The sequence below is a fragment of the Metabacillus bambusae genome (assembly GCF_017497975.1).
In the GTDB taxonomy this organism is placed as follows: domain Bacteria; phylum Bacillota; class Bacilli; order Bacillales; family Bacillaceae; genus Metabacillus; species Metabacillus bambusae.
The window spans coordinates 25,117-41,089 of the sequence record NZ_JAGDEL010000005.1; the positions used below are offsets into that span (position 1 = coordinate 25,117).

Annotated in this window: 14 protein-coding genes; 2 read left to right on the plus strand and 12 right to left on the minus strand. The window is 32.5% G+C overall.

What is annotated here, in order from left to right; genetic code table 11:
- Positions 1-212 precede the first annotated feature (212 nt).
- The 6 genes from fliT to I7822_RS08645 all read right to left on the minus strand — a co-directional run bounded on the left by fliT (position 213) and on the right by I7822_RS08645 (position 6,749).
- Positions 213-563: a flagellar protein FliT gene (gene fliT, locus I7822_RS08620; RefSeq protein ID WP_207977009.1), complete on the minus strand. Its 351-nt coding sequence runs from the start codon at positions 561-563 to the stop codon at positions 213-215.
- Positions 563-964, minus strand: coding sequence for a flagellar export chaperone FliS (gene fliS, locus I7822_RS08625; RefSeq protein ID WP_207977011.1), 402 nt, complete (start codon positions 962-964; stop codon positions 563-565). The genes fliT and fliS overlap by 1 nt, the downstream gene beginning before the upstream one ends.
- 29 nt (positions 965-993) lie before the next feature.
- Positions 994-2,514: a flagellar hook-associated protein 2 gene (locus I7822_RS08630; protein WP_207977013.1), complete on the minus strand. Its 1,521-nt coding sequence runs from the start codon at positions 2,512-2,514 to the stop codon at positions 994-996.
- An 11-nt stretch (positions 2,515-2,525) separates the two neighbouring features.
- Positions 2,526-2,876 carry a flagellar protein FlaG gene (gene flaG, locus I7822_RS08635; RefSeq protein WP_207977015.1) on the minus strand — a complete coding sequence of 117 codons (351 nt, stop codon included), beginning with the start codon at positions 2,874-2,876 and terminating at the stop codon, positions 2,526-2,528.
- A 187-nt stretch (positions 2,877-3,063) separates the two neighbouring features.
- Positions 3,064-4,665 carry a flagellin N-terminal helical domain-containing protein gene (locus tag I7822_RS08640; RefSeq protein ID WP_207977017.1) on the minus strand — a complete coding sequence of 534 codons (1,602 nt, stop codon included), beginning with the start codon at positions 4,663-4,665 and terminating at the stop codon, positions 3,064-3,066.
- 302 nt (positions 4,666-4,967) lie between these two features.
- Positions 4,968-6,749, minus strand: coding sequence for a flagellinolysin (locus I7822_RS08645; RefSeq protein WP_207977019.1), 1,782 nt, complete (start codon positions 6,747-6,749; stop codon positions 4,968-4,970).
- A gap of 594 nt (positions 6,750-7,343) precedes the next feature.
- Between I7822_RS08645 and I7822_RS08650 the strand changes: the two genes are divergently transcribed.
- Together I7822_RS08650 and I7822_RS08655 are read left to right on the plus strand one after the other, a co-directional pair.
- Complete coding sequence (locus I7822_RS08650) at positions 7,344-8,315, plus strand: NAD-dependent epimerase/dehydratase family protein (protein WP_207977020.1); 972 nt, start codon at positions 7,344-7,346, stop codon at positions 8,313-8,315.
- Entirely contained in the window at positions 8,315-9,430 is a 1,116-nt protein-coding gene (locus I7822_RS08655; protein WP_207977022.1) for a DegT/DnrJ/EryC1/StrS family aminotransferase, read from the plus strand. The genes I7822_RS08650 and I7822_RS08655 overlap by 1 nt, the downstream gene beginning before the upstream one ends.
- A gap of 249 nt (positions 9,431-9,679) precedes the next feature.
- On the opposite strand, the gene I7822_RS08660 is transcribed toward I7822_RS08655, so the two are convergent.
- From I7822_RS08660 to I7822_RS08685, 6 genes are all read right to left on the minus strand, one after another.
- Entirely contained in the window at positions 9,680-10,609 is a 930-nt protein-coding gene (locus tag I7822_RS08660; RefSeq protein ID WP_207977024.1) for a UDP-3-O-(3-hydroxymyristoyl)glucosamine N-acyltransferase, read from the minus strand.
- A gap of 11 nt (positions 10,610-10,620) precedes the next feature.
- Positions 10,621-10,857, minus strand: a complete 237-nt coding sequence (locus tag I7822_RS08665; protein WP_207977027.1) for an acyl carrier protein — start codon at positions 10,855-10,857, stop codon at positions 10,621-10,623.
- Between the two features lie 16 nt (positions 10,858-10,873).
- On the minus strand, positions 10,874-11,815 hold the full coding sequence (locus I7822_RS08670) for a ketoacyl-ACP synthase III (protein ID WP_207977029.1): 942 nt from the start codon (positions 11,813-11,815) through the stop codon (positions 10,874-10,876).
- Between the two features lie 2 nt (positions 11,816-11,817).
- Positions 11,818-12,432 carry a hypothetical protein gene (locus tag I7822_RS08675; protein WP_207977031.1) on the minus strand — a complete coding sequence of 205 codons (615 nt, stop codon included), beginning with the start codon at positions 12,430-12,432 and terminating at the stop codon, positions 11,818-11,820.
- Positions 12,433-12,612: 180 nt separating this feature from the next.
- Positions 12,613-15,597 (minus strand): glycosyltransferase, encoded by a 2,985-nt coding sequence (locus I7822_RS08680; protein ID WP_207977033.1) that lies wholly within the window; start codon positions 15,595-15,597, stop codon positions 12,613-12,615.
- Positions 15,590-15,922: a DUF8042 domain-containing protein gene (locus tag I7822_RS08685; RefSeq protein WP_207977036.1), complete on the minus strand. Its 333-nt coding sequence runs from the start codon at positions 15,920-15,922 to the stop codon at positions 15,590-15,592. Before I7822_RS08685 ends, I7822_RS08680 begins: the two co-directional genes overlap by 8 nt.
- Positions 15,923-15,973 lie beyond the last annotated feature (51 nt).

Here is a 15,973-nt window from a genome sequence, read left to right on the forward strand (position 1 = left end):
AGGACACACGAAAGGAGGATTAATCACTCTTCATAGTAATTAATCCTCCTTTCCAGTAAAAAACATTTGTTGAGTATAGTGGGTATGCATACATAAAAATAATGACCTTAATCTATTTCATGAACCCTTCCCCACCGACCATTTCTCGCTTGAGGAAGGGGATTCTTGTCTTATTAAAGAAACTAAGATTATTCAGTTAGTTGCATATGCAGCTATTTCCGCTTATCGTAATACATCCCATCGATGGTTGTATTTTGGTATGGATTTATATATTTATTCGTAGAAGTTCTTGTTTTTTTCAATTGTGCGATATCGACTTGAACTCTTTTCTTTATTTCTACAAAACTTGCTGAAAGTTGTTCATTCCAGAGAATAATTTGTTGCCCAAGCTTTTTCTCATTTTGAGTAAAAGGTGGTTTCATCTCTTTTATAAGAAGATCACGTTGTTCAAGTAGCTCTGTGATGTTATTAATAACATTCTCACGATCTTCCTTTTCAATCTCGTTAGTAGAAATGTCCACAAGTTCCTTTGTCATATCATAGACTTGTTTCACAGCATTCACTATGCTTGCCCACCTTGACCATATTGTTGCTTACGAGCATTTTGAATAACTTGTTTCCATGTATCGCGAAACTCAGTTACATGACCCTCTACTTCTTTTAAAATTTCTTTATCATTTTTTGTATTTGCTTCAATAAGTCGGTGGTTCAAATACTCGTACATAATAATCATATTTTTGGAAATATCAAGATCCATATTTAATGTAATCATCAATTCCGTGATAATTTTTTGTGCTTTAATTAAATTTGTATTTTTTTCTTCAATATTAGACTGCTCTAACGCTTTAGTGGCTTGTCTAATAAATTTTAGGCATCCATTATAAAGCATCAATGTTAATTCACCTGGGGAAGCTGTACTGACTGAGTTTTGTTGATAGGCTTGATAAGGATTATTCATTGCCATTTTATTTCCACCTCTATTATTTATGTTTTTTACATTGAGAATTGCTGCATTAGATAGGAGGACTGTTCATTTGATTTTTGAATCGCCTTTTCCATTGCTGTAAATTGTCTCCAGTAACGGTCTTCAATTTGTGTTAATCGGTCTTCAAATCGTTCAATTTGCTCTTCAACAGAATTTATGTTTTTCCCTATTGAAAATTGATTATTTACTTGTAGTGAGTTACCTGCTTTCTCTTCAATATTAGTAATTGTATTTTCAATTGTTGTACGAAGTCTCTTCGCAAGTCCTTTTGTCTCATCAGTTCCACCATCTGCATTAAACAATTGGTAAATCGCTGAAGGATTCTCTTGGATTTTTTCTCGAAGCGTATCTTCATCAATCGTAAGTTTACCCTTTTCTAAGTAGTCAGAAGTAGTTGTTATGCCAATATCTGATAACTGCTTAAACCCAGTAATATTTGTTGAGTTGTTAACAGGTGTATACAGGTTAATCCTCATACTATTCAAACCGTTTGAAAGAATAGAATCATTTTTTAATAATCCACTTTTTGCTTTTTCCTCCCAAAGTTCAATAGCTTTTTCTTCCATCTCTTTTTTTTGTTCATCAGACAATGGTTGATAGTCACGGTAGCGTGTCTCTGACACCTTATCATTAATTGTTTTAATCACTTCATTGTATTTATCGACAAATTTAACAATTTTATCCATGATACCATCCACATCTGTTGAAGATGAGATCGTAACTGAACCTGAATCAGTTGTAACACCTTTTGCCGTATATTCAATACCATTAATCGTAAATGTATTTGAGGTCTTCTCCATTTGATAACCATTTACTTTTACAACTGCATTTGCACCTGCATTATGACCATCTAGAGTATTGTTAGTAAAAGTAAATCCTAAGTTTTCCATGAACGTTTTTGTATTTGCCTGTGAGGTTGCATCACTAGTATCTAATTCAATTTTTGCTCCGGAACCTGTATTTTTACTCGTAAAAACGATTGTCTCAGTGTAAGAAGTGCCATTATAGATTTTTTCCTTCATCGCGGTAACACCAAGGCTTGATGAATTAATTTTAGAAATGACATTATCAATTGTATCTGTAGCGGTAATTGCTATTTTTACATCACGTGGAGTTGTTGATCCAGGATCTGTTACTTTAAATTTAAGTTCAGTACTTTGCGCAGTATAACTAACCGTACCACTAGTCTTCCAGGTTTGTGCACTAGCCAATGAAACGACATCGATCGTTGATGTTATATTCGTTTGAGCGTTAATAGCTTTTGCAGATACCAAGGCTTCATTTGAACTAGTTACTGTTTTACTCAGGAATGTTGATTCTCTTCCAATGCTATCTTTGTTCGTGAAAAGCATATCATCTAACTCGGATAAAAGCTTATTCATATCACGGTAATTATCACGTTGCCATTCAAGCGTCTGTTTCTTTTGTGTTAATTTATCTAATGGAATTCGTTCAGCTTTCATTAAGTCAGTTACTAACGAATCAATATCCATACCACTTGCTAATCCACCTATACGCATGGTTGCCATTGTTATGCCCCCTAAACCTTTTCATCTATAATAAAGCCAAGAAATTCTGCCATCGCTGAATAAATATCAAGTAATTTTTTTGACGGAATTTCACGAACTACTTCATCTGTTTCGTTATCTACAATCGTTACATAATACTCATTCAACTTTTCATGAAATTCAAATTTAACGTGTGTATATGACGCCTGAAGAAAGTCATTCATACTATTAACAATATTCTCGACTTCTTCTATTTTTGGTTTTTCTTCACTTTTTACCTGTATTTGTTCTTGATTTGTAGGAATTATCTCTTTATTTCCAGACGTTTTCGTAGATTCTATGTTGTGAGAAGCTAAAGGTGATGAAATTGGTTCAACAAACATTATTTACACACTCCTCTACCATTCACTTGTTCTATTGATTATATCGGCAATATTCTTTTTAATTTAATAGTTTATATTAGTAATAATTGGATTAAATATTAAAAAAGAAATTTTTTATATATAGAAAACTCTAATCACGACGATATGGAAGATATGTCAATGATTAGAGTTATAGTATGTTTTAAGCCTACTGAAGGAGTTGAAGAACACCTTGTGGTTTTTGATTTGCTTGAGCTAGCATGGATTGAGAAGCTTGGGAGAGGATGTTATTCTTTGTCATAGACATCATCTCTTTGGCCATGTCTGTGTCTCGAATACGTGATTCAGCCTCTGATAGATTCACATTATAACTAATGACATTACTTAAGGAATGTTCTAATCGATTTTGGAAGGCCCCATATTTTGTTCTTTCTGAAATCACTTTTTCAATCGCGTTATCAATGATCGAAATTGCAGTAACTGCACCACTGCGGGTTTCTAGGTTTACATTATCAATTCCTAACTTTTCTGTTCGAACATCTGATAGTTGAATAGATAAATTAGTTGATGAATTTGGCCCTGTATGTACGTTCATGTAGAATGGCCCTTCTTCATTCATTGGAGCCTGTCTTGGTGTAACAGTTGACGGTAGAGTTAAGCCATAAAATGTATTAACAGTTCGAGAACCTCCTGCTCCTATTGTATCTGCATTCCATAAAAGAGCATAGCCACTATCACCGATTGATGAGTTCGAATCAGACCATCCAACATTACTTACTGAACTATATGCCCCAATCCGAAATTCGTCTGGAGCTTCGATAATATCTGAACCTGTAATAACACCTGTTGCTTGAATATCAGCTCCTGTATCATTAAAAACATTAAATGTACTTGGAACATTTCCACCTGTATATGCTTCATCTTGAGTGATCGTAGCTCCATTTACGATGAAAGGTGCACTATCATCCCCTCCAAGCAATACATCCATATGGAAATAAAAACCTATATTATGATTTGAAGAATCACTATTTGTTGCTTTATAAGTAATTTCATATTTATCTTCTACTATTTTAATGTTTTGAACGACATTTACTCCAGTGCCACCTACATTTGAATATGTTGTATTATATTCTGTTGCACTTACCTGAGTGGTTGAACCTGAAATGCCTCCATTCCATAATCGGTGCTGTGTCCCATCAATTAAAACGGAAGGGCTTGAAGTACTACCTGACCCATAAATTAATGGTTGGTTATTATCATCAGAGGTTTCAGGAAAACCTTCATTCGCTCTAAAACTCGCTCTACCACTTGAATCAACAGATAAGGACAAAACATTTTCATAACTAGGAGTCGTCGTAGTTGTTGTTGATCCAGCATATGGATGTGGATTTGTACCATTTAATAATTTCATCGCGTTATATTCGATATTATTTGCTATATGATTAATACTTTCTTTAAGCTGCTCAATTTCCTTTTGAATTGCTTTTCGATCCGCATCAGTCAATGTATCATTAGCAGCTTGAATAGCTAGTTCTCTCATTCTTTGTAAAATCGGGTTGTTAATCTGTGCAACACCACCCTCTGCAACTTGAACTAAAGAAATGCCATCCTGTATATTTCGTTCCGCCTGTTCTAAACCTCTAATTTGCCCTCTCATCTTCTCAGAAATGGCTAATCCTGCTGAATCATCGGCAGCAATATTAATTCGCAGACCAGATGAGAGTTTTTCTGAAGCTTTTGCTGTTTGAGCATTGTTTGTTTTTAATTTATTTAATGAATTTAGTGATGATATATTATGTCTTATAATCATTGGTTTCCCCCCAAAAGAACCCTTTATATATGTAATATCTTCATTTCACCACACTTAAAAAGTGAAAAATATGTAGTCTAAATTTACTTTTAACATAACCATCTAGTTCTAAAGCACTATTATTATCGGTAAAAAATGATAAGTCTTTAATATTTATCATTTATATATAAATTTTTATAAACACCACAATACTAAATTGTGAAGAATAAACTGGAATTAAGTATTGACTACTCCTACTTGATCTATAGAAATAAAATAGACACTAGGATTATACCTAGTGTCTTAGAAAGTGTTTCTTACTCTTAGCCCAATAGTTGTAAAACACCTTGTGGCTGTTGATTAGCCTGGGCTAACATAGCTTGCGTTGCTTTGGAAAGAATTGAGTTTTTCGTTTGATTCATCATTTCTTGCGCCATATCCACATCTCTTATTCGAGATTCAGAAGCGGTTATATTTTCTTGGCTGTTTAAACTAACAGATAAAGCATGCTCTAACCGATTCGTCATTGCTCCAAAACGTGAACGGATACCTGAAACTGTTGTTATTGCATTATCAAAAGAAGTAATGCCACTTTGAGCATCCGCTGAGACATCTACATTGTTAAGTCCCAAACTTGCACTATCCGTTTTAGCCAAAGCAACATCCATTGTTTGACTTGAATTTGCACCGATATGAAAACTCAGTGGTGCATCGTTTTCGGTTGTACTTGGAAAGATCTCTATCCAATTTTGCATCGGATCATCTGATGTTCCAGGAGCAACTAACGTATCTTCCACCACATTATCAGCGTTTTTACCTGTTATAATCGAACCAACATCAATGGCCGAAACATCCCCACCTGCAGCCGTATAGGCTGTATCATAATCTGTATATATACTTTTTACAAACGCATGACCATTCGTTTTAAAGTCATTAATGAAATCAGTTAGGCTTCCCCAGCTAGTTGAAGGATTCGTAGAAGAAAGCGAATTGAAGATATCATCAACCGATTTATCTCTTGCTCCACCATTATAAAGAGCACCTAAAAAATCTTTATAATCAGTTAGACTGCCACCACTTTCAGCACTTATATTAGCGTCTAAGTAACGAACAGCAGCATAGGCAGCAGCATAATTCAAACTTTCTCCGCCCCATGATTGCCCATTTCCAACTGCATTTAGAACATCATCAATAGCCTCATCTACAGTATCTCCGCCACTAATTAAATTCCTAACCTCTCCAAATAAGCGATCTGCTCCACCTTTTAAATACTCAGCTGATCCTTCATTGAACCACTTAGGCACAGCAAGATCCCCAAAACTGCCATCATTATTAAGATCTTGATCCATATTTAGCGTTCGATCAAATACTGCATGGACCATTTCATGGGCAATGGTTCGATCCAAATAATTAAACGGATCATCATTTCCATTAGGAGCTACAAAGGATGTAAAATCTGACATATCCACATGAAGTTCAATATTAGTGCCTTCATTAGTCATCGGGTTGATACTCGCACTTACATATGCTAATGTTCCACTTGCTCCATCAATACTATCATCAAGGAAAATCGTAATCGACTGGTTATCCCCTGTAAGACCGAAATAATCCCTAATCATTGCCTCAGAGTTTTGTAGCATACCAGGCAATGCAGCCAGCATTTGCTCCTTTACAGAGTTTGAGGTAGAAGAACGATTTAAGAGTTTTATTTTATTAAACTCAGTATTTTTCGATATACTATCAATCTCTGTCTTTATCTGCTCGACTTCTTTTTGTATTGCCGCCTTATCTTCCTGTGTTAAAGTGTCATTAGCAGCTTGAACAGACAATTCTCTTCCTCTTTGTAGAAGACTATGTGTCTCATTTAATGCACCCTCTGCTGTCTGAAGCAAAGAAATACCATCCTGTATATTACGAGAAGTTTTCTCTAAACCTCTGATTTGCCCCCTCATTTTTTCAGAGATTGCTAGACCAGCTGCATCGTCTGCTGCTTGGTTGATACGTAAGCCGGAGGATAGTTTCTCCATTGATTCAGAAGTGTTTTTTCCTGTTTGGGTAAGGATTCTGTGCGTATTTAGCGCTGAGATATTATGGGTTATTTTCATGGGTTTTCTTCCTTATAATTTTTAATTAACTGATATGTTTTTATTGAACGTATCTAACAAAATGCTTTGATTTTTATATCGTCAGTTTTTTTTCATTTTTTAGCTAAGTCCACAATATTTTCCTCTAACTTGCTTGAAAGTGTCCTTAAGACAAACTTATTAATCTGATACTTGATTATGATTACTTTTCAATCCTCTGAAAAAAGATTCTCACTTATACAAAAAGGTACCTCTTTTACCAGCTTGAAAATAGAGCTGAGAAGAGACAGAGTCCTAATTGTACGTCGTATTTGTATAATATTAAGAAAAACATTCTCCAGAATTAATAAGCAAGTAATTACACAGCTATCATATGTAAAATACAAATAAACATCGTTTTATTTCACATTTTGCACAAAACAACCGGCCATTCAATCATCTTATAATTTCCTGAATGGCCGGTTGATTTATAATTATTTTGGTCTTTTATTAACTAGAAAAATAGAGTTACATTAAAAAACATTTATTATCTTCTATAAAGTAAATATATTTAGCCGATAATACAAATGAAACAGAAGATTATTTGGTCGTTAAAATGGAGAGGATATTAAATATATGCTAAATTTTACAAGTGATATAAAGAATGAAACTATTTTCATAACTGGCGGAGCAGGTTTTATCGGATCAACATTAGCTGGATTACTAGTTGCTAATAATAAAGTGATTATATATGATAACTTTGCTAGAAATTCTATAAAGGACAAGCCATTTTTTAATCATCCAAATCTTACTCTTATCCAAGGAGATATATTAGACTTAGCTTTTTTAAAGGATTGTATAAGCACAGCTACTTACATCATTCATTGTGCTGGAATCGCTGGAATCGATACAGTTGTAAAAAGTCCAATAACTACTATGCAAGTTAACATGGTTGGTTCTGCAAATTTATTAGAAGCAGCTAGCGGATTACCAAATTGTAAGAGAGTAATTTGTTTCAGTACTAGCGAAGTATTTGGACAAATAGCCTTTCAATCTAATGAAACAAGTCCTGCAGTTTTAGGGGCTGTTGGAGAAGCAAGATGGACATATGCTGTGAGTAAGTTGGCTGAAGAACATTTGGCTTATGCATATTTTAAAGAGAGAGGACTACCAACTGTGACCGTTCGCCCTTTTAATGTTTATGGACCAGGTCAAGTTGGAGAAGGTGCTTTAAAAGCATTTATTACTAAAGCACTGAAAAATGAAGATATAACCATCCATGGCGATGGAACACAAATAAGGGCATGGTGTTATGTAGATGATATGGTTGAAGGAATTATTCATTGTATGACATCCCCGAACGCTGTAGGAGAATCATTCAATATTGGAAACTCTAGAACTGTCACAACCATTTATGGTTTAGCCAACACTGTTATACGAGTATTAAATTCAAGCTCAGATATTCGATTTGTTCCAAAAACATCAGCAGATATTGAATTACGTATACCAAGCACACAAAAATCTAAAGAGATAATAGGCTTTGAAGCTAAAGTTGACTTAGAGGAAGGAATTCTAAAAACTGCTAATTTTTACAAGGAGAGATTGTAATGATAAGACTTTCTCAACCGATTATTAGTGATGAAGAAATTAATGAGGTTACAAAAGTATTAAAAAGCGGTATGTTAGTTCAAGGTAAATATGTAGAGCAATTTGAGAAGTCTCTCAAACAATATATTGGAGCAGATTACACCCTAGCTGTATCCAGTGGCACTGCTGCCCTACACTTAGCATTAGCGGCGTTAGATATTAAGCAGGGGGATGCCGTCTTTATCCCTGCATTTACATTCCCTGCAACCGCAAACGTTGTAGAAATACAGCGCGCTCGCCCTGTATTAGTAGATGTTGAAATGGACACTTATAATATTTGCCCTGATAAGCTAGAAGAGAGCATTAAAAATTGGACGGGGGCTGAAAAACCAAGGGCTATTATCGTTGTACATGAATTTGGGGCACCATGTAATATGAAGAGAATTATGGGAATAGCCCAAAAATACAATCTATATGTAATTGAAGATGCAGCATGCGCTTTAGGAACAAAATTTCAAGAAAAACATGTAGGGACATTCGGAGACATCGGCTGTTTTTCATGGCATCCACGTAAAGCAATTACCACTGGAGAAGGTGGTGCCCTAGTCACCAAAGATGAAAAATTATATACACGATTAAAAATGTTAAGAAACCACGGAATCCATAGAGATGAGAGTGGTAATATTGATTTTCTTTTACCAGGATTTAATTACCGATTAACTGATTTTCAAGCAATTTTAGGGGATATGCAATTAAAAAAATTTGATCAATGGCTAAAAAAACGCGAAGAATTGATAAATGTATATATTGAAGAATTAGAAGATAATCACAAAATCTCTCTACCATTTAATATAGAGGGGCATGCTTGGCAAACCTTTATGGTTGTTCTTCCAATAGATATCCATCGAAAGCAGATCATGGAATGGATGTTTGAAAAGAAAATTGAAACTAACCTAGGTGCACAAGCTATCCATATGCTCCAATATTATAAGGAAAAGTACAATTTCGATGCTAATACATACCCAATAGCTAAAAGGCTTTATTATAACGGGTTAGCTCTTCCATTGCATCCAGCTTTACTAAAAGAGGAAGTTCATTTTATTTGTAACACATTCAAGAAAATATTAAAAGGATAAGTGGTTTCACAATTCCGCATTAAAAATATCTCTTTTTAATAAAGATAAATGGAAATACACTTTTACTTTTGTGAAATAATGGGACCCATCAAATGGAAAAAGACTCATTCTATATGTTATTTTAGAATGAGTCTTTTTCCATTTCACTAGCTATAAGGTGCAAACGAAAGGAATCACTTAAATAAAAAGGATCAATATATTTATACTCAATCCCTAATTTACTAAAAAATACAAAAAGCAGGTTATTTATCAATTATTCACCTGAATAACTTTTGCAGGAACACCTATTGCAAAGGAATTTGCTTTAATATCCTTAGTAACTACTGATCCAATGCCAATTTTTACATTTTGCCCGATATTCACTCCATTCACTATCTTAGTACCTGGACCTATCCAACAGTTGTCTCCGATTACAACACTCCCACAAATAATAACCCCAGATGATATGAAACAATTTTCACCAATCTTTACATTATGCCCGATATTAACTTGATTACCGATTTTGGTTCCACTTCCAATGAAGGTTTCAGTTAACATTCCTTTTGCAATAGTTGTATTTGAACCGATAGAAACATCATGTTCAATTACTACTCCACCTAAATGTGGGAATGTAACAAATTCCCCCTCCTGATTTTCGCTAAATCCAAGACCATCCACACCAATTACTGTATTACTTTGAACTAATATGTTTTCACCGAGCTTAGTTCTTTTATATAGATGAACACCATTATGAATACTAGTTTTTCTACCAATGTAGACATCTTCTTCAATAATAGAAAAGGATCCTATATTTACATCTCCCCCTATTATTGCATTAGCACTTATATCTGTTTTAACACTAATCTTCTTTTCTCCCTTGCTTGGAAAAAGTAGATTTAAACATTCTATAAAATAAAGCATAGGATCATCAGCTAATAATAATGTTTTATTTTTCCCTACCTGATCTGTAATTTCTAAGTTCTTGTCCACAATTATTATGTCCGAAGGAGTAGTTTCAAGAATGTTATTCGCTTTTTCTACTTTTGCATTACAAAAACATAAGATACTACGATCTGTAGTATCTAATGATGAAACACCTTTTATAATTCTCTCCTTATCACCTACCAAGTTAACATCATACCTAATTTTATCTACTAATTCACGGACAGTAATTGGTTGTAATATTTTGTATATGGACATAATATTAATCCTTAACCAACTTTATTTTCTAACCAATTAACAATTAAATTTAAAGTATTTAGTGAATCTATTTCTTCATCAGGAATTTCTACGTTATATTTCTCCTCTAAAGCGAGAAAGATACTAGCAAAATCTAAAGAATCTACACCTAGTTCTTTTAATTCTAAATCATGTTGATCTTCCTGTAATTTAATATCGCTACAAGTTTCCTCAATAATTTTTACTATTTCTAATTTTAGTTCCTTCATTTTGACCAACCTTTCACTAATTATTATTTTTTCTTTCTATAATACAAGTAGCCCATGAAAGACCTACGCCAAAACCGCTAAGTATTATTTTCTCATAATTATCTTTTTTGATGTAATTCTCTAATAATAAGGGAATTGAAGATGATACTGTATTTCCTTGATTCTTCAAATTGATTGGAGCTTTTTCATCTGAGAGATTCAACCTCTTTTTTATAGTGTCTACTATATATTTGCTTCCTTGATGAAATAAAAACAAATCAATTTCTTCTGGTTCACATTGAATTGAACTTAATAATTCTTTAACCTGATTAGGTACTGCTTTTGCACTAAAATTAAATACTGCTCTTCCATTCATTTCAAGATAACCATTATTATTATTTAGTACACTTCCATCCGCACCTGATGTACCAAAAGTAAATTTTCGGGGGAACCAAAGTTCTTTCCCATCACAATCATTTAATAAGGTAACTGTTGCAATATCTCCAAATAATAAGGCAGTATTTTTATCTGAGGGGTTAATAACTTTAGAATAAGGATCACAAGTAAACAGTAATCCATTTCTTAGACCATTAGATTCCATAAATGATTTAATTATTGAAATACCATAAACATAACCAGAACATCCTAATGAAATATCAAAAGAAGCACATCTTGTAGATGCACCTAACTTCCCATGAACGATAGCTGAGGTATGTGGTATACCATTTCCATCAGGATTCTGCGTACAAACGATTATGCAATCTATCTCATCTAAGTTCACATTAATTTTCTCTTGCAAATTATGATAAGCTTTAATACACATATCTGAAGTATCTTCATCTAATTCTTTTTGTAATACTTTCTCAATCCCTAATTTATTTTCAATAAAATCATCATTAATTTGAAATTCATTTACTCTTTCAAAATTAGATAGGTATTTATTGGGGAGATAACTCGCAATTTCTCTAATTCCAATCATACTTAATTTCCTCCACTTAAATGTGAAAAATAAATATATCCTATTTGTTCACGCCCAATTTTTATAACAGATTTAGTTAGACGATTTTGAAAATTATGTTGCAATTCTATATCAATATCGATATCACCTGATATTAATAACCGCTTCAATTCAATTTTAGTAAAGATCCATTTTCCATTTAAATTAGGATATAGATAATTGTGCAAGTGCTTTGTTAGGGAAACAATTATCTCCATAGGTCTATAACCTAAATTCTCTTTTAGAGATACTTTTTTCTCGGTATATTCAGAATGCTTTTGTATAATATCTTCATTATATGAATTGCGCATTTTAATTGGGGACTTTCCCTCTAGTAACCAACCAGTAATAGTGCCCTCTTTAGTAGTAAAATGTATCTCTCCAAAGTATTCACTCGTTTTATTTATGGTGGATTTTGTATTATTTATAATTAAATTACATTGAGTAGCTACAAAGCGATGAAGATCCATCCGGAAATTTAATACTTCCCTATTACCAAACTTAAATTCCAGATGATTAGCAATTTCATTATATATATCTGCACTTTGTACGTAATTCCGTTCACCTTTAAAAATTAGTTCTAATGGGATGACATACATTTAAAAACCTCCAAAAGTGTTTCACCTTTGCCATTTTTGTGTATGATATTACCCTTACTCTTAATTGCTGAATTTCAATTCCAATTGTAGCTTGTTTAATACCAAGTGATAGTTAATCATATTTAACCAATTCAGAAAATAAGTAACTGAGGTATTTCATCTAGCACAACAACAGCCTATTTATTGATTATTGATATAGATATTTTGTAAAACCTCTGCTATTTTATTCATATCATGATATTCTTCTACATAATTTCTTCCTTCAAACCCCAATTCTTCTCTCATATCCTTGTCTTTAAGCACAGCTTCTATCTTTTTTTCAATATTTTCAGGGTTAGCAGATATAATAGGTAACTCCTTAGGATATTTATCCTTCATAAATTCACTTATCCAAGTAATAACAGGCTTTCCTAAAGCCATAGCCTCAACAGCAAATAAACCATAAGCACCTATTAGAATTTGATCAACAATTAAATCTGCCTTTCGATAAATATTCTTCGCCTCTTCGTGTGACATATTTTGAACAAGAATAAAATCAAAGTCATACTTAATTTTAAGATTTTCTATTGCTTTTAATATATATTTAGTCCCTTTATGTTCAGGCGAAGTTGGTGCATGTACTATTAAGGGTTTAGACTTTTTAGTAGTAGAAATTGACGGAGCATATGAATCTATATCAATTGCAGCCCTTGAAATATGGACATTTTCATAGAAATCCTTAACATACTCATATAAACCTACACCAACTATACAGTGTTTAATATACTTTGACAGAAAATCCAACTTTCTTTTTATAGAATCCTCATCAGTATTTTTCACAACGACATATTTACTTATCTTTTCTGCAATAGAATTCTGCATCACATCGGATCCCCAGTGTTGCATATATACCCTTTTACCCGAATCCTTCAAAATTCTCAAATCTGAATGATCACTGATTAATGTGGTACCGAAGTGAAAGTGAAATATATCAAACTTTTCTATTGCCTTTAAACCAATTTCAGTAGTCAAGTTGCTTATTTCATCTGCATTTTTTATTTTAGAAATATTAACTCTGTAATTATTACTGTAATTTAAATAACTTGGGTAATAATTTAGTGATCTTGCATTTATACCAATATTTTGTAATCCCTTTGTTAGGCTGTTCATTTGATTGGCTATCTCTATTGACCCATGGAGTACTCTCAACTCTTTATTGGCCAATTCCGAAGATATTTGGTTAATATCAGTGATAATTATATCTTTACTTAAACCAACGTTTATTTGATTAATTTTATTATTGAGAAACTCAGCCATGAAAGGATAGACCTCTAATGCCTCTTTATAATACCTTATAGAAGTACGAATATTTCCCTTATCATTAGCCTCATTTGCTAAATACATTAATATAAAAAACCTGTCTTCATTATTTCCTAAAGTTATATAAATTAACCTAAGATGGTCTACATGGTATAGATACCTAATATAATTAATTCCTCGATTAACATATAACTCATATAAATCGTGAACATCTTTATCCAATTCTCGTTTACTTTTTTTAGAATCTTCAATAGTAGTTAGTAAAAGAACGTTAGCAATAGCAATATAAATTCTATTACTTTGAAAGTCATTAAACTTATAATCGTTACGTAAACTACCTAAAAAGTATTCTTCTTTCTCTTCTTTATCAATTAATACTTTTACAATCTTTTTGATCGTTACGCTATCAAGCTTTTTGAAAAATTTATTCAGATACTTGCTTTCCATTAAATATGTTACAAATTCAATAATCACTTCATCCGTAAATCTAACAATATCGTAATTGTTAATAAACTGTAGAAGTAACTTGTTACGTTTTTCTGTATTCCGAATTTCATTTAATAATCCATAGTCATCTTCGATACTAGAAAAAATATGTTTAAAGTGCTCCGATTGCCCTTCATCGAAGTCTTTTTTCAACATCTCTAAATAATTAATGAAAGGATAACGTTGCGACTCATCTATATTTTTATATAAGTTAAGAAGTTCATTTTCGCTTTTCTCTAAAATAAATACTTTTGTTAACAATTTAGCTTTTAATGCTATGTTTTCGACTTCATTCAGTAAAGGTTTGTACTGATTTAAATCATAAATGATATTAATTTCCTTATAAACTAGTGAAATAATTCGATCCAACGTTTTTTCAAGTGTAACTTTATCAAGGGTATACATTTCTATGGCTGTAAAGTTCGACAAGTCTAGTTTATTTTTATAATATTGACCATGGAGTTCAACGTATTTAGTTAACGTATCAAGACCTTCTTTATACTCTTCTAATTCAATATAGGCATGACCCATATAATAATAAAGATCAAGGTAATTATCATTGTACGACAACCCTTCTTTACATACGTCAATTACCTGTTCAAATTTTTTAGTATGGAGTGCCATCCTGGCATATTCACCAAATACGTAATATCTATAAGTAATTAATCTATTATCTTGTTTTTTCATAGATTTATATGCTTTTTTAATTTCTTCAATTGCAGTAGCGGAATCACCATGCATCATATATGAGCGCGCTAACTGGAATCGGTAATAAACATGCTCTGGATCATTTTTGAGTTCTGTTTTGAGCATATTTGCTGTGCGCTGAAATTTCTTTTCCATTAATTCTTTATCTTCATTAATATATCCATAATGCATAAGCCATATATTATCGACTGTTAATACAGGATGTTGATAGATGGGTTGATTATGAATTGTACCTTTATATTGAAACGTTCCATCATTCTTAAATAATCTCTCTTGAACATGGTAAACGTATTTATTCAATTTGACTGATAATAAATTCTTTTCTCTAATTCTAATTGTTTTAAAATTATTTATTTTAGAACTCTCAAGTAAGTCGATAAGTTCATTTGGTGTATTAAGTTCCTCGTCTGCATCAATTATAAAAATCCATTCTCCTGTTGCATAGGAGATGGAAATATTCCTCATATCAGAAAAATTCCCATTCCATTCATGAAAGTAGACATTTTCTGTATACTCTTTAGCTATTTCCATCGTTTTGTCTGTTGAACCAGTATCAACAATAATTAGTTCTGAAAAATCTTTTGATATTAAAAGTTTTAAACTTTCTAAACATCTACGCAAATTCTTTTCTTCGTCTTTAACAATCATACAAATACTTAATTTTTTAGTCATTTGTAATACACTCATCCCAATAAGTAAATAAAGGTTTTAGTTCAAATTGTAAAAGATCCGAAACAAATAAATAATCTTTTTCTTCTACTTTGTCTAATAGCATTTCTGCCTTTTCATTAAATAAATCAAGATCAATATCCATTAAATTTTTTTCAGTTAATACCATAACTGTTTCTGTTAAGACAGAAAGATCTTCTAGCCAATATTTTAAACGCTCAGCATCTGCACCTTCTTCTAAGTCATCACAAATTGGGCTGATGCGAGAGATTAAATTGTGAAGCAAATCTTTTAATGATAATTTCAACTCTAATAATTGTGTACTCATAGATTCCCCTTCTTTAAAAAAGACCGACTAAATAGGATTAGCCGGTCTTTT

What these genes read in the sequence shown, in the direction of transcription:
- fliS (WP_207977011.1), bottom strand. Translation starts at nt 964, where the DNA reads ATGGCAATGAATAATCCTTATCAAGCCTATCAACAAAACTCAGTCAGT.
- I7822_RS08630 (WP_207977013.1), bottom strand. Translation starts at nt 2,514, where the DNA reads ATGGCAACCATGCGTATAGGTGGATTAGCAAGTGGTATGGATATTGAT.
- flaG (WP_207977015.1), bottom strand. Translation starts at nt 2,876, where the DNA reads ATGTTTGTTGAACCAATTTCATCACCTTTAGCTTCTCACAACATAGAA.
- I7822_RS08640 (WP_207977017.1), bottom strand. Translation starts at nt 4,665, where the DNA reads ATGATTATAAGACATAATATATCATCACTAAATTCATTAAATAAATTA.
- I7822_RS08645 (WP_207977019.1), bottom strand. Translation starts at nt 6,749, where the DNA reads ATGAAAATAACCCATAATATCTCAGCGCTAAATACGCACAGAATCCTT.
- I7822_RS08650 (WP_207977020.1), top strand. Translation starts at nt 7,344, where the DNA reads ATGCTAAATTTTACAAGTGATATAAAGAATGAAACTATTTTCATAACT.
- I7822_RS08655 (WP_207977022.1), top strand. Translation starts at nt 8,315, where the DNA reads ATGATAAGACTTTCTCAACCGATTATTAGTGATGAAGAAATTAATGAG.
- I7822_RS08660 (WP_207977024.1), bottom strand. Translation starts at nt 10,609, where the DNA reads ATGTCCATATACAAAATATTACAACCAATTACTGTCCGTGAATTAGTA.
- I7822_RS08665 (WP_207977027.1), bottom strand. Translation starts at nt 10,857, where the DNA reads ATGAAGGAACTAAAATTAGAAATAGTAAAAATTATTGAGGAAACTTGT.
- I7822_RS08670 (WP_207977029.1), bottom strand. Translation starts at nt 11,815, where the DNA reads ATGATTGGAATTAGAGAAATTGCGAGTTATCTCCCCAATAAATACCTA.
- I7822_RS08675 (WP_207977031.1), bottom strand. Translation starts at nt 12,432, where the DNA reads ATGTATGTCATCCCATTAGAACTAATTTTTAAAGGTGAACGGAATTAC.
- I7822_RS08680 (WP_207977033.1), bottom strand. Translation starts at nt 15,597, where the DNA reads ATGACTAAAAAATTAAGTATTTGTATGATTGTTAAAGACGAAGAAAAG.
- I7822_RS08685 (WP_207977036.1), bottom strand. Translation starts at nt 15,922, where the DNA reads ATGAGTACACAATTATTAGAGTTGAAATTATCATTAAAAGATTTGCTT.